Here is a 26,258-nt window from a genome sequence, read left to right as displayed (position 1 = left end):
GCGCACCTTGTCATCACGTGCGTTATTCCAGGCACCCGGTTGGATAATAGCACCGGTTTTCTTTGACTTCTTTGTCGTACGAAATCCCCAACTCAGCGAGACCAGCTCGCGCTTACCTTCGTCGTCTTTCCTGACTACTGGGGCTAAGTGCTTCGGATAGATGGCTGGCAATGGTTCTGCATTCCCAAGCCTGTCACGTTCAACGGTCACGTCAAACAGTTGGCGCATTGCTGTGGCTGGGATGGTGTTGGAGTAGAGGTTGCACATGGCCCCAAAGGCTACGCACAAGACCAGAGTTGGACAAGGTTGTGCGTTTTGGCGTCTTCGATCGCCCTGCGAGTGGATCGCAGCAAAATACGAATTTCCACTAAAGCTGTCTTTATCTTGAAATCTTAAGGGTCTTGGTGATGTGAGGGGCTAGTCGAGGGGGTAAGGACCAGCCCCTTTTTCTCACCCGTGAGTGAGTGGAGGTGTGTGTAGTCTGGCCTACTGTGACACCAAAGCTGTTTGGTTGAAATTGGGGAAACCCCGTATCGCCCAGTTTTACGGCGAAACGATTTGTTTCTGGGTCCGAAACGGAAAGTTCCACAATGAATCGTGGACACAATTTCGCCACAATGCGATCCTTTGACCGTGGGTGACATGCTTGTATTTAAGAACGTTCTGGTTTTTCCGACTGGATTTGAGGGGGTTAATTGGTTCGGCGTGTCACCCAACGAAGCCCTCAAGCAACCACGATAGCATTGACGTGCCTTCCGTAACGTAAGCAAACTTCCCACGCCTCTTTCACCAAACTGTCATAATTCAAACATTCAGATTCGATAGCGGGTAAGTGCGGCGCGTCTTGAATGGGGTTTGCGATTGTAAATGAGGGGGTACGAGTTCGGCGCGTCGTACCTTCCGCCAATATAGCTACTTTCAGTCAACGCCGAGTCTCTGATACTGGTGCGTAGGCTCAACGACAACTGAATGAGCGCCCTATGGTTTTTAGAAACTCCGAACTGAACAATTTTGACCGATCCGGACAGGCGTAAGATGCTACGCCAACAAACGCGAGACCCCATGTGCGGCCCGCTGGTGTTGCTGTCCTGATACTTGGCAACGCCGAGAAAAAGCCCGAACCCTCGAGCGTCGAAAATGCTACCCATATATGCAGGTCCCCCAAAATTTTTTGGAAAGGGTTGCATTGGCTAAAAGATGATATGCAGCGTCGTCAAATCGAGGGGTTTTACGTGCGCGGGCGCATGGCCCGTAGGCACAAACCCAAGCCTCTAAACCTGACAGCAGCTACGTGATGGTCAGAGACTACTCGTCGTCATCAAGAATTGCCTCAATCACCTTCTCTTGAGCCAATCTCTCTGGAAGGCGGACTCTGATGTCTTTTAGCCGCTGTGGTGGATTGACGCTTATGCTGACAGTTCCGCTGTGGGTATGTGTAGTGCTGACACCATCTGCTCGTCCGAAGGCTCGGTCCTGAGCTAAAGCCAACAAGGCGAATTGTTCCGTGCCAGAGAGTTTTCTCGATACAAATTCGCCGTTCCCATCAATGCGATCGAAGAGTTCATCCATCGACAATGGATCGTTCAACCGTTTAACAGCGGTTTCGCCTTTCGACTGAGGCAACTTTCTCATCTTGGGGTTCAGCTCGGGTCGGCCACCCGGAATTCCGGAATGACTAGGCTTGAAGAGCGGTGTTGGCAAAATGTCCTGCTCTGTTCTCAGAAAGTGAATGCACCAAGCAATAACTATCTGTTTTTTAGAATAATTCGGTTTGAGTGGCGTCCGGTTAGGGCGAGCCAAAAACGCCGAAGAAGCCAGGAAAGAACAATAGTGCCAGTACTTTGTGTCTTCAGACAACAAAGTGCTCAAGATACTCATTTGTGAGGCAACGAGCGACTGGACTTCTATTGTTACATTTTGACTAATTGAGGGTATGAAAGTACGTCTCCATATCGGCGTTGCGACGTTATTCACGTTACTCACGTTGGCCGTAACAACCATGCTTGTTGCCATTCTTTATTTTGGCAACAAAGAGCTCGCCATTCGTACTGCGAAAGAGCGGATGGCGGAGGCCAGAAGTCAGTCAGTCGATGAGATGCTAACCGTGATACGCGGAGCGGGAAGTGTCGTATCTTCTGCATCCGTCTTTCTTTCCAAATTTACGGACTATGCTGGCTCAAGCGCGGGTTTGGACGTTCTCTATTCGCAGATGCAAGGCAATGAGCACTACTATGGCTTGTATTTTGGCGAGGAAGAATCCGGAGACTTTTTTCAGAATATTAACCTCCCAAAACACTGGAAAACATTTGGAACGAGCGCCTTGCCTGTGCCGGAAGGAGTAGATCGCGTTCAACGGATAATTTCCGAGCAATTTGGCGAGCGCGTCGAGACTTACTATTGGTCGGATGGCCGTTCGTTGGCCACACCATTTCTTAGTGGAACCACTGTCTACGATCCTCGAACACGCCCTTGGTATCGCGGGGCGTTGGAGCAAAGCGGCGTTTACGTTTCGCCGCTTTATCAATTCGAGAGCACTGGGCGTCTAGGTGCAACGTTTTCAAAAACCGTGGTTGACGACGAAGGTAAATTGCTTGGCGTCGTTGCGCTCGACATTACAATATCGGCACTTTCGCAAATCCTAGATGATATCAGGATTGGCGATCATGGTTTGGTTTTCATGCTTGATCGCGAAGGTCGCCTGCTTTCCTACACCAGCACGCGATCCGAAGGTGGAGAGCCGCGCTTCGTGAGTACCAATACGAACGAGTCAATTGAAGGTAGTAGCCAAATTATTGACAGTGTCATCGATAAATGGCGAACCAGTCAGCAGGATTTTTTCCGCATAGCTCCAGCATCCGATGAAAGAAACTATATCGCATCTGTGATGCCAATCCCTGAAGTCTTCGGTGCCCAACCCACACTCGGGCTCATAGTGCCGGAAGATGAGTTTATCGGAGAAATAAAAAGAAACACGACTCGTGCCATGCAAATCGGCGTCATTGCTTTGGTTCTGGCTGTCTCATTTACCTTTGTTGTCGCCCGTCTGTTGAGCAAAAATCTTGTGCGCGTGGCAACGGAAGCCAGAAAAGTCAGTAACTTTGAGCTAAGTGAAAACTTGAACTTGAAATCAAATATTCAGGAAGTCGCCGAACTCGGGGCCGCCGTTGCGAGTATGAAAGCTGGATTGTCGAGTTTCGGTGCGTACGTACCGAAAGAGCTGGTACGCTCTATCCTTTCAAAAGCAGAGAGAATTAGCGTTGGCGGAGAGTCGCGCGACGTTACACTTATGTTCGCCGATCTCAAAGGCTTTACGCGCCAAACCGAGGGGCTTGAACCCGAAGTACTGATGCCTGCTTTGTCCGAGTATTTCGAAGCAATGGAAAAAGAGATATCCGGCAATCAGGGTACCGTGGATAAGTACATCGGCGATGCCATTATGGCTCTGTGGAATGCTCCGCTCGATGATATCGATCACCCTGTTCATGCTTGCCGAGCAGCTTTGGCGTGTTTGCAGGCTGAGGCGAAACTCAATTCTGATAAGGAAGCGTTACCATTGCGTCCGTTGCATGCACGTTTCGGCCTGCACACCGGTCGCGTAGTGGTCGGTAACGTTGGGTCACTTTCAAGATTGCAATACACTGCGCTCGGCGCTGCCGTTAATTTTGCTTCCAGACTGGAAGGGTTGAATAAAGTTTACGGCACAAGAATTCTCGTATCGTCGGATGTGGCTGTTCACGTCGAGAGCAAGTTTGTGCTGCGCGAAATTGACTTTGTCGTGCCCGCCGGGACTAGTTTTCCTAGTCGTATCTTTGAACTGGTAGCGGAAAAAGATGATGAGAGTGGTTTTCTGGTAAGCGCAGCCAAAAAACGCGAACTCGAAGAATGGCGTGCATGCTATGACTTGTATCAGTTTGGAAAATGGACTGAAGCATTAGATTCCTTGAAGAGGCATCGGGAAATCGCTGCTAACAAGCTTCTTGTAGATGTCTTTATCGAACGCTGCAGCAGTTTTGCGTTTGAACCACCGGCCGATTGGGATGGCGTTTACCGTTTCGAGAAGAAATAAAGGAGAAGCATCGCAAACTCTCGCCCCGATGGACCTGAGAGCAGTCATGCACTCACAATCAAACTGGACCAGTCAAATCAGGCCAACCGAAAATGGGCATTGTACTAATGCCGGCGTATGTCGCCTTCGAACCCAATACTACCGCCTCGGCGATTTTGCGAGCACGGTAGATACGGTGCGCGTCTTTCTACTTCTTGTGATCGCGATTGCGCCCAGCACTAAGGCACATGCAAAAGCTTGATGAAAAGAGATCGCTTCGCCAAAAGCAAGGTATCCCACGGCAAACATCGTGGGCAATTCGATACTTCCGACGACCGCAGTTTGAGAAGCTCCAATAACAGGCGAGCATATTGTGTAGATAAGCTGGGGCACGAAAGCAGTAACCAGACCAATGCCAACTATGAAAAGCCAATCGGACTGTTCCCTTGGGAGAAGCTCTCCAACCTCAGCACCAAGGATGAGGGGTGCGAGGCCCAGTACAGACCCCAGAGAAACTGACGCGATACGTGCCAACGGCGCGATACGTGACAATCTGTGTACCAGTACGCAGATTCCGAAGCCAAACCCAAATGGAGCGGCAAGGGATAGCAGCAGCGTTGGTAGGTGTTCCGCAGCCACTGATGCAGGCGAGCCAGCAACGACAGCTGCCACCACAATCAGACCAGCGGCCAACATGGCGCGTCGCGTGGGTGCATCGCCAAACACAGCCCAAGCAATAACTAAGGTGAACACCGGATAGGTCATGTAAAGCACACCCACTGTCGATGCGGGTAGCTTCTCCAGCGCCGTTACATATCCGATCCAACCAAGCCCCATTACGGCTCCGGCGGAAATACCCCAAGTGATCTCTCGCCATTCTTTTCGGTGCACGATGAGAACAGGAAGCAGAAGAAGAGCCGCAACAATGTAGCGGTAGAATGCGACCGCATAGGGTGCAACGCCCTGTTCGGTCAGGCTGCGGCTGAAATAGGGTACCAGCCCGAAACAAATTGAAGCAAAAAGAACACCAATAACCGCAAATGCGTAAGGGATTGGCGATCGATTTCGGGCAGATGTCGTTGCCATAATCAGGAACTATCACGCATTTGTATTTTCGTCCTTAGAGATTCTACGAACGAAAGCTATGTAGCAGGCACAAGCTCAGACTTCTTCAGCAATGGAAGCAGCCGTTCGACGTCGCCGCTTTTGGCTACCTGACCGCCGAGGGCGCTAGGAAACACCGTAAACCTTACTGCCATACGGCAATGCGCGGTCAGCCTTCCGTTGTCTGACGTTCTGTGTTCCGAAAAAATTGCGGACGACGCAATACGTAAAAATCGAGAAATTTTTGAGAGGGGTGATGTGGCGTGGCCGAGCTCCATTGGCCACTGTGTTTTTGTTGGGTGGGGGTGTATTTTCGGGATTTTGCTTGGCCTGACATAACCCACCCCGACGCCTGCCTTTCGATCGACGAAGCCTCACCTCATGCTGGTACCAGGTCGCTCTCTTTGTGTATCTTGCTCGCCATTGGTTTTGGGTTTCGCGTGTCGAATGACGCAGGCCACATCTCGCGCACACTCTTTACGTCAGCGTTGCTGTCGCACTGTACGCCCTATTGCTGGATACACTCGTTTCAGTTTGCCCCGAAATGTATCCGGTCACGGCGCTTTCTCACGAATGCGGAGCGAGAGTATATGGCGCAGGTTGTAGTGCCCGTCGGTTTTCGTAGACCGCACAGGAATGCCCGTATTTGTCCAGATTGCGCAAAACCATAGTGACAATCTGCGCTGCCGCGTGCTGACCACGCAGAAACTCAACTATGAGGGGCATCGCCTCTATCGTGACTACATCGCTGCGGCGCGTTTAAGCGGCATGTTTGCACCGTTCGTGACGGTTCATAAGCGGTTTCCGCTGGCGCGGGTGTGACCAAGGGTATCAAAGTGTTCTGACCCTGCATCCTCTAGTTTACTACTATATATTCAAAGTGCTTTTTAAGATTATCTCACTTAAATCCTACACACGACTTTGACGTACTTGTTGGCACGTTGGATATTCCCTTCACACTAACAACTTAACTTTTCCCCTCATTTTCGCCCCGAAGCGGATTCACGTAGAAAACGCGGTCGGTTTCGCTGATTTCCGGTGCATCTTTCGTCCGTTCCATTCGAAACGGACATCTGGTCTGTCGCTTTGCGCGATTCCCGAGGTTCATGCGGTTGGCGCGGAGTGTGTAGGCGTCGTCGACCTAGGGGTCGCGGTTGCGGCGCAGGCATCCGGTCAATTCCTGTGCGGACGGCCTCTTGTTCACTGCAAACGCCCTATCAAAAATTCTTGGATCGACATGTTCAATGATTGCAGTTGCCTTGACCCAGTCACCTTCGGGCGGCTGCATCATCCCGTTGACATCGATCAGGGTAACGGACATCAGGAGGTCGTCTAGGCCGGTTGGTGCGTTCCCCATGACGTCCGCCTCACCGGCTTCGACCCACGGCACGAAGAAGTCCGGCGCTTCGCCCACGTTCAGCACCGGTCCGGCGACTGCACTTTCTCAATAAGGGAATCGGCTAATGGGTTTTACGGAGGGCACTTTGGCGGTGGCGATGCAGGCGAGTGCGCCGAGGATTCGCCCCCGGTTGTCGCGAGTCCACTTCAGAATGTCCGGATGCTTAAAGTCGCGAAGGGTCATATTCTAAAATCTGCGTGGTACGAGGCGGATTTTAACGGCGCGGGACGCCGTGTCGCCCGCCAAGAGGATGTTGTTTCCGGTCAGGGCAACCGACTATGCCTGTCGGCCCGGAGTGGGTCTTGGAAAGCTGCGACACCCGCGCATTCCAGATGCGGGGCGTGACCAGTTGGTGTGGGTCGCGGTAGCTGTTGCCGATGGTCGAGCCGGTGGTGACGTTGTCGAAGGCCAGCAGCGGCGCGCTTTCCATTGTCACGCTGGTGATGAGCTTTTCACGTTCCTCCCGGTCTTCGGGCAACGACGTCATTGCGGCGATTTGGTCTGTGACGGTGCAGTTGACGCGATCAAGCAGGATGGACTTGCCAATACCAGCGCTGGGCGCTGTCATAGCGAAGAGCGAAATTGTCGACCCGTAGAGGTCGGTTTTGGTATGCAACAGGGAGATGGCCAGCATCAGGGCGGCGGCGAAGTCCGCCCCCGTTTCGAATGGGAAGTCGCACAGCTACTCGTGGCTAGGAACGTGACGGCCTTGCGGGGGTCGTCACACACCTCGATGTCAAGCTCGCCAGTCTCCAGCCACAGTCCCGAGGGTTCGTGGTATCCGGAGTCGAACAGAAATTGGCCGTCGTGCATGGCCGAGAACACCACCACACCCTTCAGGATTGGCAGTGCCGCCCCTGCGGTTTTGGCCATTTTGCTTGCGAGGCCGGTGGGGGTGAACACCGGCGTCTGGGCTATGCCGCTATTCGTGCGCCTTACGCTCTGGAAATACGCGACCTTGTGGAGCGGACCCAACATATGGCTCGCCTTGATGCCCCCGGTGCTGACGATGGGGGTCGGGTCCTTAGTCGGTTTGCCGTCCTCGCCTTAATGTCGTTGCGCCGTTTGACGGCGAGGTAGGCCGAGCGCGCCTTGCGAATGGCGATACCGATGCCGCCGTAGGAGAGACCCAAGTGCGCTTCACCCAGCAAGGTTTCAAGTTCTGGAATCATGTCCATAAGAGCATTCGGGTCGCTGGTGTTTACCACCACCTTGTCGTCAGGCTCCTGCCGCTCCTCGGTGACGAACACGCTGCGAGCACTGTTGCGCACCCGATCCCACCGGGTCTTAACCCTTTGCTCTCGCACCTTCTTTTCAAGCGTTTCCAGTTCGTCCTCGACGGCGACGGCCAGTTCGATGGCCTCCGGGGCTAGCACGTCCTCGACGCCCGCCGCCGTAGCCCGGTTCCAGCGGGTCGGACGGGCTCACGCCGTTGTACGTGGGGCGGTTTCTGAGTATCTCGCCGAAGCAACTTTGCCGCATAGCAAGTGAAGCGTTGGAATAGCCTGTGACATAAAGCGAACTCCCAGATTACCTGATGGTCCCTGCGCTAAGTTGGTCCGCCAGTTGATCAAACACCAACCTGATCCTTCGTGCGGTATGTAATTCGGAGTGCGTCGCCAGCCAAATCGGGAACTTAAACGGCTCGCGGTCGGGAAGCACGCGCTCCACACCTGGCGTTAAGGCAGCCACATCATCCGACATTATACTTATGCCAAACCCTTGGCGCACCAATTCCCAGGATACTATCCCGCTTTGTGAGCCAATCCTGAAGCTTTTTCGGGTGACCTGAATGCCCGCCGGATCGAGAAAGCCGATCATCGTGTCGATGTCCCCGAACCCGACAAAGTCCAATTTCGCAAGTTCATTTTCATTTTTAGGCCGTCCGACCTGATCAAGGTATGAAGGTGCCGCGTAAAAATGCGCTCTGGCCTCGGCGACAAGCTTTGCTGTCAGATCCGGCTGAGTTGGGCGTACATGTCGGATGGCGATATCAGCCTCACGTCGCTGTATGTCTCGAATGTCATTTGCAGCAACGATGTCTATCTCTAGTCGCGGTGCCGCAAGTCGGATTTTTTTCAGTATCGGCGGCAGCTGATAGGCAGACATCACATCGGATGCAGTAATCCTGACTTGCCCTTCAACAGCTTGGGACTGGCTTGTCGCAGTAAGTGAAATCCTGTTTGCTACATCCGCCATTTCTCTGACATGCAACAAAAGCTGGGCGCCAGCGGTCGTTAAATTAAGCGACTTGCCGACTCTTTCAAATAGGGTGATGCCAAGCGCGGTTTCCAGTGCAGCAACTTGACGGCCGACAGTTGGTTGAGTTTGCTCAAGAACGCGCGCCGCCGCGGAAAACGATCCTTCTTCGGCTGTCGCAAGAAAGGACCTTACTTGATTCCAGTCGAAATTGATGGCGTTCCAATTCATGCATTTATGCATAACAGTTCTGCAGGTTGTGGCAATTCCATAAATGATTGTTTGGACGTAAAGGATGCGGTAACAACCTTCTAAGAGAGCAATGAAATGGCTGCTTTGTCCAAAGATGCCGCGTTCTGGAGCAAAATCTCGCAAAAGTACGCGGCAGACCCAATCCGCAATATGGAAGGGTATCTGAAAACACTCGAGCTTACGAAGTCGTACCTGAGAGCGGAGGACAACGTACTGGAAATCGGGTGCGGGACTGGTTCAACCGCGCTACTGCTTGCACCGCATGTTGCCCACATCACCGCGACAGATCTCGCTCCGGGCATGATCGAGATTGCCGATGAGAAGCGTGCGAAAGAAGGATTGGAGAATGTCACTTTCAAGGTGGCCGAAGTTCTTGAGCACGGTCTTGACGAAGGGTCTTACGATGCGGTCCTGGCGCATAATTTGCTTCATCTCCTGCCCGATTTGGACCAAGCGCTTGAGCATATTTCCGCACTTACAAAACCCGGTGGGTTTTTCATATCCAAAACCGTTTGCGCCCCTGAGAGCGGTGGTTTCAAGTATACGATGATCAGTCGGGTCGCGATCCCAATCATGCAGGCTCTTGGTAAAGCCCCATTTGTGCATTTTGTGTCTGGATCAGTGCTTGAGAGGAAGATTGCGTCCGCAGGCTTCGATATCCTCTATACGTCTGATCAAGCCTCAATGCTCCAAAGCCGCTATATTGTCGCACAAAAATCTTGAAGTTTTAGCTCGTTCAGCGGCACCCGTTTAACGATCTTTGCGTCACATTGCGCGTTGTTTTCATACTGGAATGAACGGAGTTACTTCGGTCTGCCTCTACCTCAAGAAAGCCATTACGGCGGGCCGTTTCTTCCGCATTTAGCGAGTTCAGGCAGGCTTTGATTTTGCGCTCGTTGCGAACGACAAGTTCGATGCGCCGTGCTGCAGCACGGGGACTATGGGGTGAAGGTACGGAAAGGACCATGACTAACAGAACCACTCCAACTCGAGCAAAGTTTGCTATTTGCCCCAATGAAGGCGGTGAGACGGCCCAAACGCAGCAAATTTATTTGGCGTGATCGCAATTGCCGGTCTTCAGTTCATTCGAAGACGCCGAAATCCGCCGCTTGAATGTCGCAAATTTTAACAAGATGTACGCTCTGACCGACAGTCTCACACCGCCAAACTTGGTTTCTTCCGCAGATCATCAAGGTTCTGGACCAATCTAAAGGAGGAGACTCATATGCCTGGGAATGAAGACAACATACGGCAGCCCGGCTTGCTGCTGGCGCTCGCGCCAATAGTGCTGACCCTGTGTGTGCTTGGGCTGCAACTATTCTATTTCGGTGACTTTACCCCGCATATCCCGTTGGCATTCGGGATCGCGATCACCGGCATCGTTGGCCTCATGTTGGGTCACAAATGGCCCAGTATCGAAGAGGGCGTTTTCCACGTTATCAATATCTCACTGCCTTCCGTTTCGATTCTGATCACAGTGGGAATGATCATCGGCATGTGGATCGCAAGCGGAACTGTGCCAACGCTGATCTACTATGGTCTCAAGATTTTGTCGCCTGAACTTTTCCTCGCCGCTGGAATGGTCCTTTGCTCCATTGTCTCTGTTTCGTTGGGCACTTCGTGGGGAACGACAGGAACTGTCGGTTTAGCGCTGATGGGGATCGGTGCGGGATTCGGTATTCCAATGTATTGGACTGCGGGAGCAGTCGTCTCCGGAGCATTCTTTGGAGACAAGATATCACCTCTATCGGACACGACAAACTTGGCACCAGCCGTGACAGGAACCAATCTGTTTGATCACATTCGGAATATGCTTCCAACCACCGTTCCTTCGATGCTGATTGCGCTGGTGATTTATTTTGTCGTTGGCTTCACTCTGATCGACACGTCCCAGGTATCGTTTGACCGCATTCATGCAATCACGACGGCACTGGATGACGCGTTCTGGATTTCGCCGATCATGCTGTTTCCAGCCGTTCTGGTCATCGTGCTGGCGGTCATGAAACAACCTCCGATCCCGTCACTGTTTGCAGGCGCCGTTGCGGGCGGCATCATGGCTATCTTCTGTCAGGGAGCTGGACTGCATGAGACGTTCACCTTCGCCAATAGCGGCTATTCGATCGATACTGGGGTTCCGGAGATCGATCCCCTGCTGAACCGCGGGGGTATTCAGTCGATGATGTGGACGATTTCACTGGTGCTGCTGGCTTTGGGGTTTGGCGGAGCGCTTGAACGTGTCGGTTGCCTTCAGGCGATCATCAAAGTTGTCATCTCGAAGGTGAAAACGTTTGCCGGCATTCAAACCTCGGCCATCCTAACCTCTGTGGCGACCAACACCGTTGCAGGTGACCCCTATCTGTCAATTGCACTGCCTGGACGGATGTATGCACCGGTCTATCGCGCGATGGGCTATTCCCCACTGAACCTGTCCCGGGCGGTCGAGGAAGGCGGAACACTGGTGTCCCCTCTAATCCCGTGGAATGCAGGCGGCGCGTTTGTCATCACGGCGCTTGGTTTGGGTATCGCAGACGGCAACTTCGAAAACCTGCTGTATATTCCGCTTGCATTCGCTTGCTGGCTGTCACCGGTCATCGGTATCTTCTATGCCATGACAGGGCTCTTTTCGCCTAAAGCAAGCGAAGAAGAAGTCCGCTCCTGGGAGGAAAGCGGAGAACCTGTTGCACAGATGAGTGCGTAATCTTTCTGCACCAACACCAAATGAGGTGTTGGTGCCCTTCATCCGCCTTGGTCGATACTTGGAGGAGAGCGTATGGACCCGAGAAACTTTGTCCCAAAGGGCGCGGCCAGCTATCGCATTGACTATGATGGGCCGGCCAAGGAAATCTATTTTCTGCTGCTGCCAAAGCTGACCATGCTGGCTTTTAGCGCCGCATTGGAACCTCTGAGGATCGCTAATCAGGTTACAAACAAAGAACTGTATAGATGGTTTCTGATCACTGAAGATGGAAATCCGGTCTCTTGTTCGAATGGGGTTGAAATTAAACCGGATTTTGCGTTGCACAACCTACCGCGATCGTCGCGCCTGTTTGTTTGCTCGGGTATTGAACCGGCAGAAAGTACGAACCCAAAGGTCCTGTCGTGGATCCGCCGCCAAAGAACCTTTGGGTGTAATCTGGGTGGTATTTGCACAGGGGCTTTCGCCCTTGCCAAGGTTGGAGTTCTGTCAGGCAAAAGGTTCACATTGCATTGGGAAAACCACCCTGCTTTCATCGAACATTTTGATGGTTTGGAGCCATCGTCAAACCTGTATGAGATCGACAATGAGCTTATGACATGTGGCGGAGGAAATGCCGCAACCGACATGATGTTGGACATGATCGAATCCGATTTCGGAAATGACCTGGCGGTCATCGTTTCGGACATGTGCATTCACTTTCGGTCCAACAATAGTAAAACGCTCCAGAAATCAGCCTTTTCGGTCGCTTTGGGTAGTCGCAACCAGTACCTCATCAACGCGATGCAGATCATGCAAGAAAACCTGGAAGAGCCTTTAGATATCTCTGAAATAGCAGAAGCCGTGCAGATATCTCGTCGCCAGTTAGAGCGTCTCTTCCAAAAGTATGTCGAAACTTCGCCTGTTCAGTTTTATATAGAACTGCGCGTTTCAAGGGCTTACGCATTGCTCAGCGAAACCGAGATGGCGGTCGCGGAGATCGCGGCAGCCACCGGCTTTAGCAGTGCGACGCAACTTACAGCACGTTTCAAGAAACGCTACGACGAAGCGCCAACTTCATTCAGAAGAGGGTGGTCTGAAAGACGTGAGTAATTTGCGTCCTAACAGTCATAATCTGAAAAATCTGAACGTACCCCGGTACTTTCTCTGCAGCCAGCCAAGGTCCGTTTTGGGAACGCTGCAACGCAGGACCTTAAGTATTGAAAAATGTCTGAAAGTGGCGATGAGTTCCGGTCGACGTAGCGTTGTATGGTTCGAAGTTGCGCTGCCTCCGAGGTCTGGAAGGAGCTCAATGTGCAAAATACTACACAGTGAATCAATGCTGGTAGTGCTCGAAAGCTGACGTAGCCAAGTTCATTCAAAATCGTTTTTTTGATGTCGATCAACCAGTCAACGCACAGTGCAAAAACCTGCACTTCTGATGGATTGCTGTATGGGCTGCCTTCATATTTGTGACCCTAGGAACGTCCCAGGGTCACTGTTATCTAAGCGAATTTTATTCGGCTGGCATCGTCGAGGTTTCTGGATCAATAGTTGATGCGATGCCGGCAGCTTCGCGGCGCCCGTCGTTCCAGATAGCTTTGATCAACGCAATGCACATCAGCGCCATGACGATGGAGAAAGGTAATGCACCGATTACCATAGCTGTCTGGATTGCTCCCGTTCCACCAGAGATTAGCAAACCTCCAACGACCAATGCCAGCGCCGCACCCCAAAACATGATGTGCGGACGGGCCTTGGGCCCTTCGTCACCAGCAGCGTTGATTGTGTTCACGATCAGCACTGCCGAGTCAGCGGAAGTTACTAGAAACGTCATCAAGAGGATTACGATCACCACTGCCATTGCCCAGGCAAGGAACTCCGCTATGGGCGCGAGCATGTACGTAGTCATGGCAAAGATTTTGTCACCATTGGCTGCGTCCAAAATCGTGCCATTGGCACCGCCATTCAGTTCCAGGTCGATGGCTGTACCACCGGCCCACGCGAACCAGACAAAGCACATCAGCGACGGTACGATCATTGCGCCGAGCACAAATTCACGGATGGACCGACCGCGCGAGATGCGCGCTAGGAACAACCCGACGAAGGGTGCGAACGCGATCCACCAAGCCCAGTAGAACACCGGCCACCAGCCTTGCCACTGTGCTAATAGGAAAGCCTCGGAGCCCTCAACGCCATCTGATGCGTAAACATTGAAGCTGAGCCAAGGCAAAGCGATCAAGTAATCCCAGATACCGACAAAGAAGGCCTTGGCGCCAAAGAATGTCGCTCCGAACAGGATGAAGAATCCCAGAAGGAAGATCGACAAAGCCATGTTGATGTTTGACAGCCACTTAATACCTTTACCCACACCGGACAGAGCCGACAGCGTTGAGGCACCCATAATGACCAGCAAGGCGACGATGATACCCAGTGTTGTGGCTGAACCGTCTGCATTAGCCAATCCACCAATGCCGATACGGGTCAGACCTGCCACGAATTGCTCGACACCAAATCCCAAGGTTTGTGCCACGCCGAGGATTGTCGCAACAACGGCAACGATATCAATCAGGTGTCCAAGGTTGCCCGACAGTGCTTTGCCAAAGAGCGGTGTCAAGGATGAGCGGATTGTAAGCGGAAGCCCGCGGCGGTAGCTGAAGAATGCCAGTGCCAGACCAGCAATCGCATAGCACGCCCAGGCGCCTAATCCCCAATGTAGGTAGGACCACACGTAGGCGGTGCGCACATTGTCTGCATCTAGAGCTGTAGTGACACCCCGAATAACCGAAGGGTTGTTCTTGAAGTGAGCTACGGGTTCTGCAACCGCCCAAGTTAACATCCCGACCCCGATCCCTGCGCCGAACATCATCGAAAACCAGGAGAAATTCGAGAACTCTGGCTTTTCACCTTCGACACCAAGGTTCAAACGTCCCGCAGCTGGCCAGATGGCCAAACCAATACAGACGACAACAAATCCGGTTACGACCCAGATGTACCAAGCCGCAAACTGCGCCAGAATAGCTGCGTTCCAATCGCCTAGGATTCTGCCAGCCTGGGTTGGCCAAACGATACACCAGACGACCAACAAACTGATGATGATCTTACTGATAACCGTGACGTTTACACTGAACCCCCGATAAAAACCGTTATCAGCGGTCTTAATCGGAAGTTCTGAAAGAGGTGGCTTTATCGTCATAGTCAACTTCTCCCTGTTTTGGTTGTTGTAGTGGGGCTGTCTGCTAGATTTGGTCCGACAGCCCAAATTGCCTAGAAACCAGTGAACCCAACGATGCACAAAAACGCGTCGTCAACCTTAACGGGTCTGAAGAGTTACAACGTTCTAAAATTATTAGATTCTTTGAGCCTGCGTACGCATGTACGTTTCGTTAGTCGGCTGGCTGTCCGAGCCCATGGCCGTGACTTTGTTTTGTTATCGTTGGCTCCCGTGTTGCTTTCACAGGGCTGCACTCGCGCCCATTGGCATAGTTTTTGGTATAATTCTTCTTTCTTTTGCAGTAGCTGAGTAGTTATGGATGACATTAATCGAGTTAATACCAATCTAAGCCGGAACCTCGTGGCGCTCTATGCGTTCGAAATGGTCGCAAAGCATGGAAATTTTACGAGTGCGGGAGACGCTCTCGGGTTGACCCAGTCCTCTATCTCTCAACGGATAAAGGGTTTGGAGGTTGATTTGGGTGTCGTCCTCTTCAAGAGGGAGCACCGGGGCGTCTCACTGACATACGAGGGTTTGAGGCTTTTGAATGTGGTCAGACCAGCTATGACTCAGATGAACTATGCGGTAAACTCTTTGCTGGAACGCAAAACTAAACCCAGTGTTCGAATCTCAGCCGATTTTGCTTTCTCAACATTCTGGTTGCTGCCTCGTCTTGGTTATCTCCGGGAGGAAATCGGGGATGAAATTGAGTTTCAGATTCTGGCTTCAAATGTGCCACCCAGTCTGAATGATACCGATTGCGACATTCGTATTCATGTTGCGCCCAAGGACCAGATCAAACCTGATGAAATACTAGTCTTGGAAGAAGTTGTCGCTGCTGTTTGCAGTCCTCAGCTGTTAGAGAAGATCGGGCCAATCCAAAATCCTGCAGACTTGCTCAATGTTCAACTCTTGAGTCTGTCAAAACCCGCAACCGCCGCGTGGCAAACCTGGCAAGGGTGGTTTGATAGCTTAGGCGTAACGGGCGAAAGAAAGAAAAATTACATAAGCTTCAACAACTACGACATGGTCACCCAGGCTGCTTTGTCAGGTGAAGGCGTTGCGTTGGGCTGGATTGGATTGATTGATGATCTGCTCAGCAAGGGTTCCCTTGTGACCGTTACAGACGATCTCGTTTTCAGCGATGCCGGTTATGTGATGTCTCGGAGCCACACCAACTCGGGCCGAGGTCCCAGGCTTGTGTTCGACTGGATTGCGGAACAAGTTCTCGCAACATCTTCAAAGTAGAGCGTCGTCGGATCGTTCAGTCAACCTTGCCGTCAAGTCAGCTCAATTCGAAAACTTAATGCGGCAAAGGTTCGAAGCTACATTGAAAACTCTGGTTTTTGCGTTTTGCGAGCTTTCAAAGTCCGGTCGCGAATGCAAAATTGCGGGTTCGATTGGTTCTTAGGTGTCATGCTTTCGACGGCTGCTTTGGCCGCACTTAAGGCGGTGGCCACTATCGAATACGAGCAGGTGCGGCGAACGGCGGCTGTGCGGGTTTGCAAACACCACAACAAAAAACCACCGTGAAAGTCTCTTTTGGGCCGACATCGGTCAATCAAAGTGAGGACTAAGGTTTATTACTAGGCAACCTCCATAATTGGTTTAAACGTCCTCTTCTAGACGCACATCATTGTCGTTTTGATCGGCCGTTTGTCAAAACTTGCTAAGTGTTTCCAGTATCAATTTCCGCGTAGCGTTGTCGTTGTTGAATATCCTGTAAGCGAGAAACTCAGACGGAAACTCGGGCCACGTTTTTCGCATTTCAGTAATGAGCCGTTGTGCTTCTTCCGTGTTTCCCAACTCATCTTGCGCAACGGCTTGGAATAAGAGCGAAGGAGCACTGACTGGCGCTCCGGCAGCTGGCGCCCCCTGAAAGGCTTCGACAACACTCTCGTAATTCCCGAGCATGAGTTGCGACACGCCCCAGATGTTTCTCGCACCAAACCTACCCGATCCAGACCTGGTTCTTTCCGGGTTGCTGACTTCGGCAGCAAGTTCCGGGGCATTGGCAACTATGGCAGTGATACCAACAAGATCGAGAATATGGCCGTCCTTCGGCCCCAATTCGACGGACATTCGGGCGTATTTTAAAGCCTCGTTTGGCTGGTTATAGACAGCCAACATCCAACCATTTGCGCCATTTGCCCACGCATCAGCAGGGGACAATTCAAGGGCCTTTTCAGATAGTTCCGAAGCTTGACCTAAGAGATCTTCTCTTTGCGCTTCATCCGGGGACAGCATGGCCAGAGTCGCCAAAACCTGTGCCGATCCCGCATAGCCATCGGAGAGTGCTGGGTCGAGCTCGGCTGCATGCTGGAACATTCCCAGTGCGATTTGCTGGCGTTTGACGTCAAAAACGGGAAAAAACATGCCTCGGGCTTGATCTGCAAGGTTGGCCGCCTGAAGTCTTGTCAAAGATTGCTCACCAAGTGCTGCACGTTCAGCTTGTTCAATGGATTGAGCCGTTGGCGGTACTCCTGTGTTTTTTTGGCTCGTCCAGATGCCAAGCACAACGACTACTGCGAGGACCCCCAATCCAACTGGCAGCAGTCGCAGCGAACGCCGACGCCCGCCGGGCTCATCGCCGTTCCATGCATTTGATACGCCGTCTTCAATTGTAGGCTCGTATGAAAACCGCGGCTTGTATCCGCCGGGATCAACAAAAATGCGAACACCCTCGCCGTCCCATTGATCTTCGTAAAACTCGCGCAATAGCCGACGCAGCCGCCTGGCTTCTACGCGAACGAGGTTTTGGCCGCCACTGCCATCAATGCGCCGCCCATAGACCTCTACGGCAATAGCTTTGCCTCGGATCTGGGGACCGCGGCCCGCGATAGCTTCCTCGACTACGTATGTAAGAAACTGTTGGAGACGGGGTGAAGCTTGAAACTCATCGCTCGATACAACGCGCTCGAGCGCTTCCCGGACAAGATCCGGCGATGGCTGCTCAACATGTTGATCTATCGGCAATTCATTGGCTTTGTTCAAGGCAAACTCACCCCCAACTCACGGTGACTCACTTGGCCTGCTTGGTCAACCACACTCATCTCGATGTGAGAATAGATAGTGGGAGCCGGGATTAATCCAGTGGCGGTGGACCTGACAGAAGAGATTCCAGAGCTGTCCGATGCGCTGTCAGGGCGTATCGAAACGGATGCGTTGCTCAAAGAGGTCGTCGAAGACCTGAAGAAAGCTTCCGAGCTGCTGGATGATGTATCGATCACAGCCTCAGAGCGCGCGGAATGGGCCCACATAAAATCTGAACTCGTGAACGAACTTCGCCGGATGGTGAAGCGCGATCCTCGCAACATTTCCAATTGAGGGCATGGCCATGACAAAAGAAGACAACGGCAAAGATCTTAAAAACGAACCGAACCAGCAATCTGACGACATCGAAAACCCTTCCCGGCGACACGTTATGCAGGGGCTGGCAGCAGGAGCGGTCGCAACCGGTGCTGTTAGCTACGGTACAGGAACCGCACAGGCGCACCCCGGAGAAGGACCACTAGGCGAAAGCCTAAAGAACCCTTACGGCGGCAGACCTGCGGGCGGTATCACGCTGCCGGAGTACTTCCGCCCCACAAAATACATGACAGGTTCGAACGCGAACTACTTCCCGCTGTCCGAAGAGCTCGGCCCCGACGAAATGCGGATATCGTTTTGTGGTTCCACCCCGTTTCCGCCCCGCGAAGATCAGGCTGGCACCTGTATCATGGTCGAGCTGGGGAATGGAAAGAGGTTCTTCTTCGACTTCGGGTCAGGTTGTGTTCGCAATATTATCGGGATGCAGGTTCCGGGTCAGTTGATCAACGACATCTTCATTACGCACCTGCATGTCGATCATTATGCCGACATCCCTTACATCTACCCGTTCCGGGCTTGGTCTGGTGGATACACACCGCTTCGCATTCACGGTCCATCAGGTCGGACACCCGAGCTTGGCACGGCCGGAATGGTTAAAGGCATGCAGCAAATGCTCAAATGGCATCTGGAGGCCTTTGATGTATTCCCGATTGGGGACGGCTATGAGATTGAGGTCAACGAATTCGATTTCCGCCAGGAAGGTGGCATCGTTTATGACGAAGATGGCGTGACTGTTCGGTCCTGGCCTCGTAGCCACGCCAAGGACGGAGCTGTGGGGTATCGGCTGGATTGGAATGGCCTGAGCTTTGTTTGGACCGGCGATGGCCGCCCTGATGAACTGAGCCTTGAATACGGAAAAGGCGTGGATGTGTTTGTGACCGAAATGTCCGGACAAGATATCGGTCAGTTGATGACCTACAAATACGGTTTGCCGCAAGAGCTGTTCAACTACACGATCGATACGCACCATACTTCGCACTATGCGGTCGGTAAGATGATGGCTGAGGCGCGCCCAAGGCTTGCAATGGTAACCCACTATACGCAAGACGAGGATATCGATGCTGAGATGTTGGCGGGAATCCGAGCGCACTATGATGGGTTGTTCGCCTGGGGTTTGGATGTCGCCGTTGTCAACGTAACCAAGGATGCAATCTGGTATCGGAAGGCGACGCTTCCCGGAAAGTCTGGATCTGTCGCCCCCTTCCGCGAATTGGGCAAGATGGAAGCAGAAGGCAAGATCACGCTGCCGGATGAAATCAAGCCGCCAGCACCGCGGTCATCACGTGCCGAACAGCAAGATCAGAAGTACCGAGACATGGAGATCGATCCCAAAGAATACTACCCAGCTGATGTATTCCGGGCTCCTGATCCAGAATGGCCCAGCGATTTCGTCATTAAGGTCGATGACGTCATCCCGAACCGAAAGAAGAAGGCGGAGTAACGACATGATCGAATTTGGGTCGTCATCCGCAATCCCCGTAACGATCCTTACCGGCTTTCTAGGAGCCGGTAAGACAACGCTTCTAAACCGCATCCTCACCGGCAATCACGGATTGCGAGTGGCAGTCCTGGTGAATGACTTTGGATCCATCAACGTCGATGCCGACTTGGTGGTCGGCCTCGAAGATGATGTGATGAGTCTAGCGAATGGCTGCGTGTGCTGCTCGATCCGAGACGACCTGATCGAAACGGTAGAGGCCGTTCTCGCCCGGCCTGAGAAACCGGAATATATCGTCCTTGAAGCAAGCGGAGTGTCGGACCCGTCATCAATTGCGATGACATTCACAGATCAGAAGTTTCGGGACATGATCCGCTTGGATAGCCTGATGTGTCTCGTCGATGCGGAACAGCTCTTTTCTGCGCCTGAACAAATGGAACTGAAGCTTCGTCAAATTGCGTTCTCGGACATGGTTATTTTGAACAAGGTTGATCTTGTCGACAGGGCTACGGTTCAGAAGGTGCATGATTGGCTCGGGTCTCGCTTTCGTCGCTATCGTTTGGTCGAAGCTGTCAATGCGAACGTCCCTCTGGACATACTTCTTTCAGTCGGCCGCTTTGCCTCAGAACAACTAGAAACAGAAGTACCTGACCATCATGAACATGGCCCCGGCTGCGGCTGCCACCACGCTGATCATTCAGAAGGCTTTTCGACAACTATGATGAAAGCGGAACGCCCGATAAGCCTCTCTTCTCTCCGAAGCGCTATTCGGTCGCTTCCCGGTGATGTCTATCGTCTCAAGGGTTTTGTCTTCAGTGAGGAGGATCCGGATCATCGCATTCTTGTCCAGGTCGTCGGCAAACGCATGGACATCGCGCGGGATGAAGTGTGGGGTGAGCGTAAACCCGAAACTAGGCTTGTTGCAATTGGAGCGCCAGGAGCCCTTTCAGAGCACACTCTTTCAGATACGCTACTTGAGACTGTATAATGGCCAAATCGGCCGAACCTGGTCTTGTGCGTCTTTAGTGAGCTCAGATGCTTCGGTTTCTGGTCCAATGAATCCAGTGGAGTATCTGGTATGCTAATCGTTCTGGCGCTGTATTTTGGCCTGGCATGGCTGGTGTTTTCAAAACTTCGCCTGCTGCCTTGGAACGCGGTTTCAAAGACCTTCATCTATGGCGGTGGTGTCGTGATTGCATTGGTGGTTATCGGCGCGCTGAACCACACGACACCAAGCGGGACGGTTTCGGTCCAAGGTGCAGTGATCAGCATTGCCCCAAATGTTGCTGGACCAGTGACAGAAGTCGCAGCAGAGCCCAATGAGTTGGTATCAAAGGGGGATGTTCTTTTCCGGATAGATGATACGGAATTCGCCGCTGAGGTCGCTCGACTTGAAGCGTCGTTGGCCTCCGCCCAATCTGAGGCAGATCAGCTGGGTCACGACCTTGAGGCGGCTGAGGCTGACATCGCCTCATTGTCCGCGCAACTGGATTTTGGTGTGGCGCGTCGCGATGATATTATCCGTCTCACCGAACGGGGAGCGTCCACTGAGTTCCAGCTTCAGGAAGCCGTTTCAACGATTGAGCAACTTGATGCGGGCTTGCGCGCCGCAAACGCGCGGAAGGCGGGTCTTGAACGGCGTATTGCCGCGCAAGTGGATGGGGTCGATGTTGGCGTTGCTGAGATAGAGAATTTGCTGATCCAAGCGCGTTGGGCATTGGAACAAACAGTCGTGCGCGCACCTGCAGATGGCATGGTGACAGGCTTGACCCTGCGCCCTGGAAACCGGGTTTCGACTCTGCAAGGGGCAATCAATTTTATTGTACCAGGCGACAGGGTTCTGGTTGCGACACTTCCTTTGAGTAGCCTGCAAAACATATCCGTTGGCGACACTATTCGAGTTGCACTGCGTAGTATGCCTGGAGCGGAGTTTGATACCACGATTTCGGACATACCACCCGCTACCAGCGAAGGGGCGTTGGATGCCAGAAGTGGGCTTCCTTCATTGCGTGAGTTGATTGGCGCGGCGGACTTCATCGTTGTTGCAGAAATTCCGGAAGATCAAAGTGCAAGGGTGACCAAGCTGGGTGCATCAGGTACGGGCTTGGTTATCACCGAGGAAGCAGGCGCGATTTCGGTGTTGGCAGAAATTCTATTCTGGGTGACCAAGAAGCTGAATTACCTTTGATTTAACTGAATTGCGCAAGGAACGACCTATGTCGTTACCTGCAAAATCATACTTTTGCTTTGAGCTTCACTAACTGAGCCGTTCGCACCTCGGGACTTGCGGGGCTCAACTTTGGAAGTTCGATTTGGGATCTGTACGGTCCTTGATTGCTCAGCATCCGATGGCAATTTGTTCCGCATTGTCGTCATCAGCAAGTTCGAAACGCTTCGAAGAATGTGTTCGTTACACTCTGTAGAAGTGACGGTTTTATATATCTTACCGGGCCTTTCATTAAACCCCAGACTTTGGCTTAGAAATGCCAGTTTCCATTCCTAGTGTGGAATATTCAGTAGAGTATTTTTTAGTCCAACTTTTTATCACTGCTTAACATATAGTTGCAGAAAACAGTTGCTCCTCAGTCCGCCAATTCCCCCTATGCAAGGCGACACTTAGTTCCACCACCAGCGAGAGTACCTTGCCATGCTTGTGTCAGTTCCTTCACCCTGCACTTAGACCGATTTCATTGATCCTGACTTTCTTTTGGAAAATCAGGGCTGATTTGCAGATCATACGCCGAAGGTGCCTGTTCCTGCTGATGAGCCGTATGGCGAACGCGGATGGAGGCGAGGCAATGCTGTTCGACAATAAAGGTACGGCTCGCATGTGCAGCCGAGGAAACGGTGTTGTCTAGTAGGGTTGCCCGAGGGGGAAGGCAGCGTCTTGCCGCTGATGGCTAGGGGTGTTTGGCTTGTCCAAATCCCGCTGATCCAAAACAAGTGCGGCGGTGCAGGCCGCGCTGCTACTCTTTGCGCGAGAACACGTTGTTTTCAATAAGAACAGGCTGGTTGCCGCATCTGCGTTAGGATGCTGAGTTAGCGAGGCCCGAAAATTGAAAGACGGCTTTGCACGCTAAGTAGCCTTTTGTACTCGTTCCAATGAACGGTCATCACGCAACCGAAGATCGCTTCACATGACACCGGTTCAGCGACGCTCGCGGTTCGTTGTTCCGGAGTGTTCATTAATAGGTTGTGCGCTTCGGTTTTTGGTAGATACCCACGATGCCTTCCAAGATACATGCCCTACGCCCGCAACCAGGATTTAAGTTAAGCTGACCCAAGCCGCATTCCTTGAAGAACTCTGCACACATGCGGCTACAAACTCAACACCATTGAGTCCATCATGAACCGTTGGATAAACAACCGACGCATCAGGTGAAATACCATTCCGGAAAGCTTGGATTGCCTCAGCAGCCTCTCCATAGATATTGGCGAAACCTTCAAGATATCCCTCGGGATGGCCCGGAGGGATTCTGCTCAACCGATTGGCAGCATCACCAGCTCCAGCTCCATTTCGAGTGATCAGTCGCTTGGGTTCGTTGTATGGCGTGAACCAAAGGTAATTGGGATCTTCCTGGGCCCACTCCAGCCCACCTTTTTCGCCGTAGACCCGCAAACGAAGTGCGTTTTCATTTCCGGGAGCCACCTGAGAAGACCACAGCATACCACGCGCTCCACCTTCGAAGCGAAGCAAGACGTGGGCGTTGTCATCGACTTTGCGCCCCGGCACAAAGGCCTGCAAGTCCGCCGCCAGGCTTTCCGCTGTCAGCCCGGTTACAAAGCAAGCGAGGTTGTAGGCATGGGTTCCGATGTCACCGGTTGATCCACCCGCGCCCGAGCGTTCGGGATCAGTTCGCCACTCAGCCTGTTTGAAATCCTGCTGCTCGGTCAGCCAGTCCTGCGGGTACTCAACCTGAACCACACGAATCTTGCCAATATCGCCGTTGGCAACCATTTCACGCGCCTGCCGAACCATCGGATAGCCCGTGTAATTGTGGGTCAAAATGAACAGGGCATTCGCGGTTTCTGCTGCTTTGACCAGCTTTTTTGCATCGGCAAGGGTAGAGGTGAGTGGCTTGTCACAAATCACATGAATACCGCGTTTCAGAAACTCGCGCGCAGCTGCATAGTGGACGTGATTTGGCGTGACGATTGAGACCGCCTCGATTCCGGATTTCAGCCGGGCTTCGCGGATCGCCATTTGTTTGAAGTCTTCATAGACCCGTTCGAGCCCCAATGCCTGACCACTTTCCAGAGATTTCTCTGGCGTCGAAGACAAAGCACCAGCGACCAATTCAAACTTGTCGTCCAGTCGCGCGGCTATGCGATGAACGCCGCCTATGAATGCGTCGTTTCCGCCGCCAACCATGCCAAGGCGAATACGACCCGAGGTTTCTTCACTGCGTCCTGTGACCATCACTCAATCCCCAGCATTTTACGATTGGCGGCTTCGTCGGCGCCACCGTCGGCGAAATCATCAAAGGCTTTCTCGGTCACACGTATGATGTGATCTGATACGAATTGAGCGCCTTCGCGCGCGCCATCCTCGGGGTGCTTGAGACAGCATTCCCATTCGACCACAGCCCAGCCATCAAAGTCATTCGCGGCCATTTTTGAGAAGACCGCACCGAAGTCCACTTGGCCATCACCAAGCGACCGGAACCGCCCGGCCCGATCAACCCAGCTTTGATATCCGGAATAAACACCCTGCCGCCCTGTTGGGTTGAACTCGGCATCTTTGACATGGAACATCCGGATCCGGTCTTTGTAGATGTCGATATTGTCAAGATAGTCGAGGCATTGCAGGATGTAGTGCGACGGGTCGTATAGCATGCAGGCCCGTGAGTGATTTCCCGTCCGTTCCAGAAACATCTCGTACGTCACACCATCGTGGAGGTCCTCTCCGGGGTGGATTTCGTAGCAGACATCAACGCCGCAGTCTTCGGCGTGATCAAGGATCGGTACCCAACGACGAGCGAGCTCATCAAATGCCGTTTCAATCAAGCCCGCAGGACGCTGCGGCCAGGGGTAAACATAGGGCCAGGCCAAAGCGCCTGAGAATGTCGCATGTGCCGAAATGCCTAAGTTCTTTGACGCTGACAGAGCCTTTTTGACCTGATCCACTGCCCATTCTTGCCGGGCTTTCGGGTTCCCGCGAACGCTTTCGGCAGCAAAGCCATCAAACGCGCTGTCATAGGCTGGGTGAACGGCCACAAGCTGGCCCTGAAGATGCGTTGAGAGTTCGGTGACTTCTACGCCATTCTCCCTGGCTTTGCCTTTGAAGTCATCGCAATAGCCGGTGCTGGACGCGGCCTGTTCAAGGTCGAATAGTCGGCCGTCCCAACTGGGGACCTGAACGCCTTTGTATCCGCAATCAGCCGCCCATTTGGTGATCGCGTCCCACGAATTGAACGGTGCTTCATCCCCCGCAAATTGCGCAAGAAACAAAGCTGGACCTTTGATCGTCTTCATAAAATTTCCTCCCCAAAACCTAAGCCTCTATGGCGGTAAATTTTCCTTTAGATAGATGTCGATACGGATACGTTCCTGCGCTTTGTTGAACGGAACCTTGTCCTTAGTTGCGCGCAATAGACGGACTGCGGAACGAACTATATGCCCGGTGTCTTGTGAGATTAAGGCGTCAAATGTGCCAAGCCTAAGCGCCTCACGACTGAGCGGAGTGAGCTCATGCGCTATGATCACCAGATCCTTGCTGAACCTGTTCTCTGAAAGAAATTGAATCAGTCCTGCATTACCCGCTGCTGACGAGTATATTCCGACCAGATCCGGATAGGTTTCAAAGATTTCGGGCATCATCTTGTAAATCAGATCTGGGTCATCCCGGCCTTCGACAGACGCTACGACTTGGAGGTGCGGAAATTCCTCGGCCACAACAATATCAAAGCCTTGGCGACGCTCCAGGTGGTCACGCGCCAAACGGGATCCTGTAAGAACCAAGACCTTGCCGTCACGATGGACAAACCGCCCCATCAGCTGAGCGGCGGTTCGTCCTGCCGAAACGTTATCGATTCCCACAAAGTGGTCTCGCTCGGAACTGGGCAAGTCAGATACCAAGGCAACCACCGGAACGCCTTTGTCCCTGAGCCTTTTGACAGCATCGCGAACAGAAGGCGTTTCTGGCCCAAAAACGGCGACTCCGTCTACATCCAAACTGTCGACAGCATCCAGAATGTTGACGATATCTTGCGGCTCGAACGGGGCGACCTTCTTTATCGCAATGCGGGTCCGCTCGATAAATTGGTCACGGGATTGTTCTGCGATCTGACTGCTGATTGCCTCCACAAACTCGTTGTCAGTGTCCGGCAGAACAAAGAGGAAGTTGTAAACTCGGTTTCGCGCAAGGTTGGCCGCGGCCGTATCGCGCACATAGCCCAGCTCATCAATTGCCTTTTGTACTTTCTGTACGGTTACGGCCCGCACGCCGGGGCGTCTGTTCAAGACCCGGTCAACAGTCGCGAGACTGACGCCCGCGACGCGCGCGAGGTCGTTGACGGTTGGCTTTTTCACCAATTCTAGTTTTTGTTTTTGGTCTTCCACGTG

The 26,258-nt window shown here is 52.7% G+C and carries 21 protein-coding genes and 2 pseudogenes; 11 read left to right on the top strand and 12 right to left on the bottom strand.

Annotated features, from left to right (window positions below; genetic code table 11):
- Both ACRZ95_RS09280 and ACRZ95_RS09275 read right to left on the bottom strand, forming a co-directional pair.
- Nucleotides 1-228 (bottom strand): annotated as a pseudogene (locus ACRZ95_RS09280) (SOS response-associated peptidase); the annotation flags it as partial.
- A 1,077-nt stretch (nucleotides 229-1,305) separates the two neighbouring features.
- Nucleotides 1,306-1,857 (bottom strand): hypothetical protein, encoded by a 552-nt coding sequence (locus tag ACRZ95_RS09275; RefSeq protein ID WP_170678248.1) that lies wholly within the window; start codon nucleotides 1,855-1,857, stop codon nucleotides 1,306-1,308.
- 76 nt (nucleotides 1,858-1,933) lie between these two features.
- Between ACRZ95_RS09275 and ACRZ95_RS09270 the strand changes: the two genes are divergently transcribed.
- On the top strand, nucleotides 1,934-4,066 hold the full coding sequence (locus tag ACRZ95_RS09270; protein ID WP_170678247.1) for an adenylate/guanylate cyclase domain-containing protein: 2,133 nt from the start codon (nucleotides 1,934-1,936) through the stop codon (nucleotides 4,064-4,066).
- Nucleotides 4,067-4,204: 138 nt separating this feature from the next.
- Here the strand turns inward: ACRZ95_RS09270 and ACRZ95_RS09265 are convergent, their stop codons facing one another.
- On the bottom strand, nucleotides 4,205-5,131 hold the full coding sequence (locus tag ACRZ95_RS09265) for a DMT family transporter (protein WP_170678246.1): 927 nt from the start codon (nucleotides 5,129-5,131) through the stop codon (nucleotides 4,205-4,207).
- Between the two features lie 654 nt (nucleotides 5,132-5,785).
- On the opposite strand from ACRZ95_RS09265, the gene ACRZ95_RS09260 reads away from it, so the two are divergent.
- Entirely contained in the window at nucleotides 5,786-5,971 is a 186-nt protein-coding gene (locus ACRZ95_RS09260; RefSeq protein WP_170551942.1) for a hypothetical protein, read from the top strand.
- A 319-nt stretch (nucleotides 5,972-6,290) separates the two neighbouring features.
- On the opposite strand, the gene ACRZ95_RS09255 is transcribed toward ACRZ95_RS09260, so the two are convergent.
- From ACRZ95_RS09255 to ACRZ95_RS09240, 4 genes are all read right to left on the bottom strand, one after another.
- Nucleotides 6,291-6,563 (bottom strand): hypothetical protein, encoded by a 273-nt coding sequence (locus ACRZ95_RS09255; RefSeq protein ID WP_170678245.1) that lies wholly within the window; start codon nucleotides 6,561-6,563, stop codon nucleotides 6,291-6,293.
- Nucleotides 6,564-6,762: 199 nt separating this feature from the next.
- On the bottom strand, nucleotides 6,763-7,182 hold the full coding sequence (locus ACRZ95_RS09250) for a hypothetical protein (RefSeq protein ID WP_170551948.1): 420 nt from the start codon (nucleotides 7,180-7,182) through the stop codon (nucleotides 6,763-6,765).
- Between the two features lie 301 nt (nucleotides 7,183-7,483).
- A complete protein-coding gene (locus ACRZ95_RS09245; RefSeq protein WP_170678244.1) occupies nucleotides 7,484-7,924 on the bottom strand; it encodes a hypothetical protein in 441 nt (146 codons plus the stop codon).
- 154 nt (nucleotides 7,925-8,078) lie between these two features.
- On the bottom strand, nucleotides 8,079-8,978 hold the full coding sequence (locus tag ACRZ95_RS09240) for a LysR family transcriptional regulator (protein ID WP_170678242.1): 900 nt from the start codon (nucleotides 8,976-8,978) through the stop codon (nucleotides 8,079-8,081).
- A gap of 96 nt (nucleotides 8,979-9,074) precedes the next feature.
- On the opposite strand from ACRZ95_RS09240, the gene ACRZ95_RS09235 reads away from it, so the two are divergent.
- The 3 genes from ACRZ95_RS09235 (at nucleotide 9,075) to ACRZ95_RS09225 (ending at nucleotide 12,786) form a co-directional block, all read left to right on the top strand.
- Nucleotides 9,075-9,722 (top strand): class I SAM-dependent methyltransferase, encoded by a 648-nt coding sequence (locus ACRZ95_RS09235; protein ID WP_170678240.1) that lies wholly within the window; start codon nucleotides 9,075-9,077, stop codon nucleotides 9,720-9,722.
- 502 nt (nucleotides 9,723-10,224) lie between these two features.
- Nucleotides 10,225-11,697: a Na+/H+ antiporter NhaC gene (gene nhaC / locus ACRZ95_RS09230; protein ID WP_170678238.1), complete on the top strand. Its 1,473-nt coding sequence runs from the start codon at nucleotides 10,225-10,227 to the stop codon at nucleotides 11,695-11,697.
- A 72-nt stretch (nucleotides 11,698-11,769) separates the two neighbouring features.
- A complete protein-coding gene (locus ACRZ95_RS09225; RefSeq protein ID WP_170678236.1) occupies nucleotides 11,770-12,786 on the top strand; it encodes a GlxA family transcriptional regulator in 1,017 nt (338 codons plus the stop codon).
- Between the two features lie 403 nt (nucleotides 12,787-13,189).
- Here ACRZ95_RS09225 and ACRZ95_RS09220 read toward each other — a convergent pair whose 3' ends face one another.
- Nucleotides 13,190-14,869 (bottom strand): BCCT family transporter, encoded by a 1,680-nt coding sequence (locus ACRZ95_RS09220; RefSeq protein WP_170678265.1) that lies wholly within the window; start codon nucleotides 14,867-14,869, stop codon nucleotides 13,190-13,192.
- A 333-nt stretch (nucleotides 14,870-15,202) separates the two neighbouring features.
- Here ACRZ95_RS09220 and ACRZ95_RS09215 point away from each other — a divergent pair.
- Both ACRZ95_RS09215 and ACRZ95_RS09210 read left to right on the top strand, forming a co-directional pair.
- Nucleotides 15,203-15,409: pseudogene (locus tag ACRZ95_RS09215) on the top strand (helix-turn-helix domain-containing protein); the annotation flags it as partial.
- A gap of 42 nt (nucleotides 15,410-15,451) precedes the next feature.
- Nucleotides 15,452-16,135, top strand: a complete 684-nt coding sequence (locus ACRZ95_RS09210) for a LysR substrate-binding domain-containing protein (RefSeq protein ID WP_480554849.1) — start codon at nucleotides 15,452-15,454, stop codon at nucleotides 16,133-16,135.
- Nucleotides 16,136-16,546: 411 nt separating this feature from the next.
- On the opposite strand, the gene ACRZ95_RS09205 is transcribed toward ACRZ95_RS09210, so the two are convergent.
- On the bottom strand, nucleotides 16,547-17,881 hold the full coding sequence (locus ACRZ95_RS09205) for a tetratricopeptide repeat protein (RefSeq protein ID WP_170678232.1): 1,335 nt from the start codon (nucleotides 17,879-17,881) through the stop codon (nucleotides 16,547-16,549).
- 78 nt (nucleotides 17,882-17,959) lie between these two features.
- On the opposite strand from ACRZ95_RS09205, the gene ACRZ95_RS09200 reads away from it, so the two are divergent.
- The 4 genes from ACRZ95_RS09200 (at nucleotide 17,960) to ACRZ95_RS09185 (ending at nucleotide 21,882) form a co-directional block, all read left to right on the top strand.
- Nucleotides 17,960-18,214, top strand: coding sequence for a hypothetical protein (locus tag ACRZ95_RS09200; RefSeq protein ID WP_170678230.1), 255 nt, complete (start codon nucleotides 17,960-17,962; stop codon nucleotides 18,212-18,214).
- A 10-nt stretch (nucleotides 18,215-18,224) separates the two neighbouring features.
- A complete protein-coding gene (gene gntH, locus ACRZ95_RS09195) occupies nucleotides 18,225-19,697 on the top strand; it encodes a guanitoxin biosynthesis MBL fold metallo-hydrolase GntH (RefSeq protein WP_170678228.1) in 1,473 nt (490 codons plus the stop codon).
- Nucleotides 19,698-19,701: 4 nt separating this feature from the next.
- Complete coding sequence (locus ACRZ95_RS09190; RefSeq protein WP_170551978.1) at nucleotides 19,702-20,682, top strand: CobW family GTP-binding protein; 981 nt, start codon at nucleotides 19,702-19,704, stop codon at nucleotides 20,680-20,682.
- 90 nt (nucleotides 20,683-20,772) lie between these two features.
- Nucleotides 20,773-21,882 (top strand): HlyD family secretion protein, encoded by a 1,110-nt coding sequence (locus ACRZ95_RS09185; protein WP_170642538.1) that lies wholly within the window; start codon nucleotides 20,773-20,775, stop codon nucleotides 21,880-21,882.
- Between the two features lie 1,077 nt (nucleotides 21,883-22,959).
- On the opposite strand, the gene ACRZ95_RS09180 is transcribed toward ACRZ95_RS09185, so the two are convergent.
- Genes ACRZ95_RS09180 through ACRZ95_RS09170 form a run of 3 tightly spaced genes read right to left on the bottom strand, consistent with a single transcriptional unit; the run spans nucleotide 22,960 to nucleotide 26,255 of the window.
- Entirely contained in the window at nucleotides 22,960-24,114 is a 1,155-nt protein-coding gene (locus ACRZ95_RS09180) for a Gfo/Idh/MocA family protein (protein WP_170678227.1), read from the bottom strand.
- Nucleotides 24,114-25,169, bottom strand: coding sequence for a sugar phosphate isomerase/epimerase family protein (locus tag ACRZ95_RS09175; protein WP_170678225.1), 1,056 nt, complete (start codon nucleotides 25,167-25,169; stop codon nucleotides 24,114-24,116). The genes ACRZ95_RS09180 and ACRZ95_RS09175 overlap by 1 nt, the downstream gene beginning before the upstream one ends.
- Before the next feature lie 27 nt (nucleotides 25,170-25,196).
- Entirely contained in the window at nucleotides 25,197-26,255 is a 1,059-nt protein-coding gene (locus ACRZ95_RS09170) for a LacI family DNA-binding transcriptional regulator (RefSeq protein ID WP_170678223.1), read from the bottom strand.
- Nucleotides 26,256-26,258: the final 3 nt, after the last annotated feature.

This window comes from Ruegeria sp. AI3 (assembly GCF_056541245.1).
Note: the sequence above shows the minus strand (reverse complement) of the source record. Positions and strands in the feature narration are given on the sequence as shown.

What these genes read in the sequence shown, in the direction of transcription:
- ACRZ95_RS09270 (WP_170678247.1), top strand. Translation starts at nt 1,934, where the DNA reads ATGAAAGTACGTCTCCATATCGGCGTTGCGACGTTATTCACGTTACTC.
- ACRZ95_RS09265 (WP_170678246.1), bottom strand. Translation starts at nt 5,131, where the DNA reads ATGGCAACGACATCTGCCCGAAATCGATCGCCAATCCCTTACGCATTT.
- ACRZ95_RS09260 (WP_170551942.1), top strand. Translation starts at nt 5,786, where the DNA reads ATGCCCGTATTTGTCCAGATTGCGCAAAACCATAGTGACAATCTGCGC.
- ACRZ95_RS09250 (WP_170551948.1), bottom strand. Translation starts at nt 7,182, where the DNA reads ATGCTGGCCATCTCCCTGTTGCATACCAAAACCGACCTCTACGGGTCG.
- ACRZ95_RS09240 (WP_170678242.1), bottom strand. Translation starts at nt 8,978, where the DNA reads ATGAATTGGAACGCCATCAATTTCGACTGGAATCAAGTAAGGTCCTTT.
- ACRZ95_RS09235 (WP_170678240.1), top strand. Translation starts at nt 9,075, where the DNA reads ATGGCTGCTTTGTCCAAAGATGCCGCGTTCTGGAGCAAAATCTCGCAA.
- nhaC (WP_170678238.1), top strand. Translation starts at nt 10,225, where the DNA reads ATGCCTGGGAATGAAGACAACATACGGCAGCCCGGCTTGCTGCTGGCG.
- ACRZ95_RS09225 (WP_170678236.1), top strand. Translation starts at nt 11,770, where the DNA reads ATGGACCCGAGAAACTTTGTCCCAAAGGGCGCGGCCAGCTATCGCATT.
- ACRZ95_RS09220 (WP_170678265.1), bottom strand. Translation starts at nt 14,869, where the DNA reads ATGACGATAAAGCCACCTCTTTCAGAACTTCCGATTAAGACCGCTGAT.
- ACRZ95_RS09210 (WP_480554849.1), top strand. Translation starts at nt 15,452, where the DNA reads ATGACTCAGATGAACTATGCGGTAAACTCTTTGCTGGAACGCAAAACT.
- gntH (WP_170678228.1), top strand. Translation starts at nt 18,225, where the DNA reads ATGACAAAAGAAGACAACGGCAAAGATCTTAAAAACGAACCGAACCAG.
- ACRZ95_RS09190 (WP_170551978.1), top strand. Translation starts at nt 19,702, where the DNA reads ATGATCGAATTTGGGTCGTCATCCGCAATCCCCGTAACGATCCTTACC.
- ACRZ95_RS09185 (WP_170642538.1), top strand. Translation starts at nt 20,773, where the DNA reads ATGCTAATCGTTCTGGCGCTGTATTTTGGCCTGGCATGGCTGGTGTTT.
- ACRZ95_RS09180 (WP_170678227.1), bottom strand. Translation starts at nt 24,114, where the DNA reads ATGGTCACAGGACGCAGTGAAGAAACCTCGGGTCGTATTCGCCTTGGC.
- ACRZ95_RS09175 (WP_170678225.1), bottom strand. Translation starts at nt 25,169, where the DNA reads ATGAAGACGATCAAAGGTCCAGCTTTGTTTCTTGCGCAATTTGCGGGG.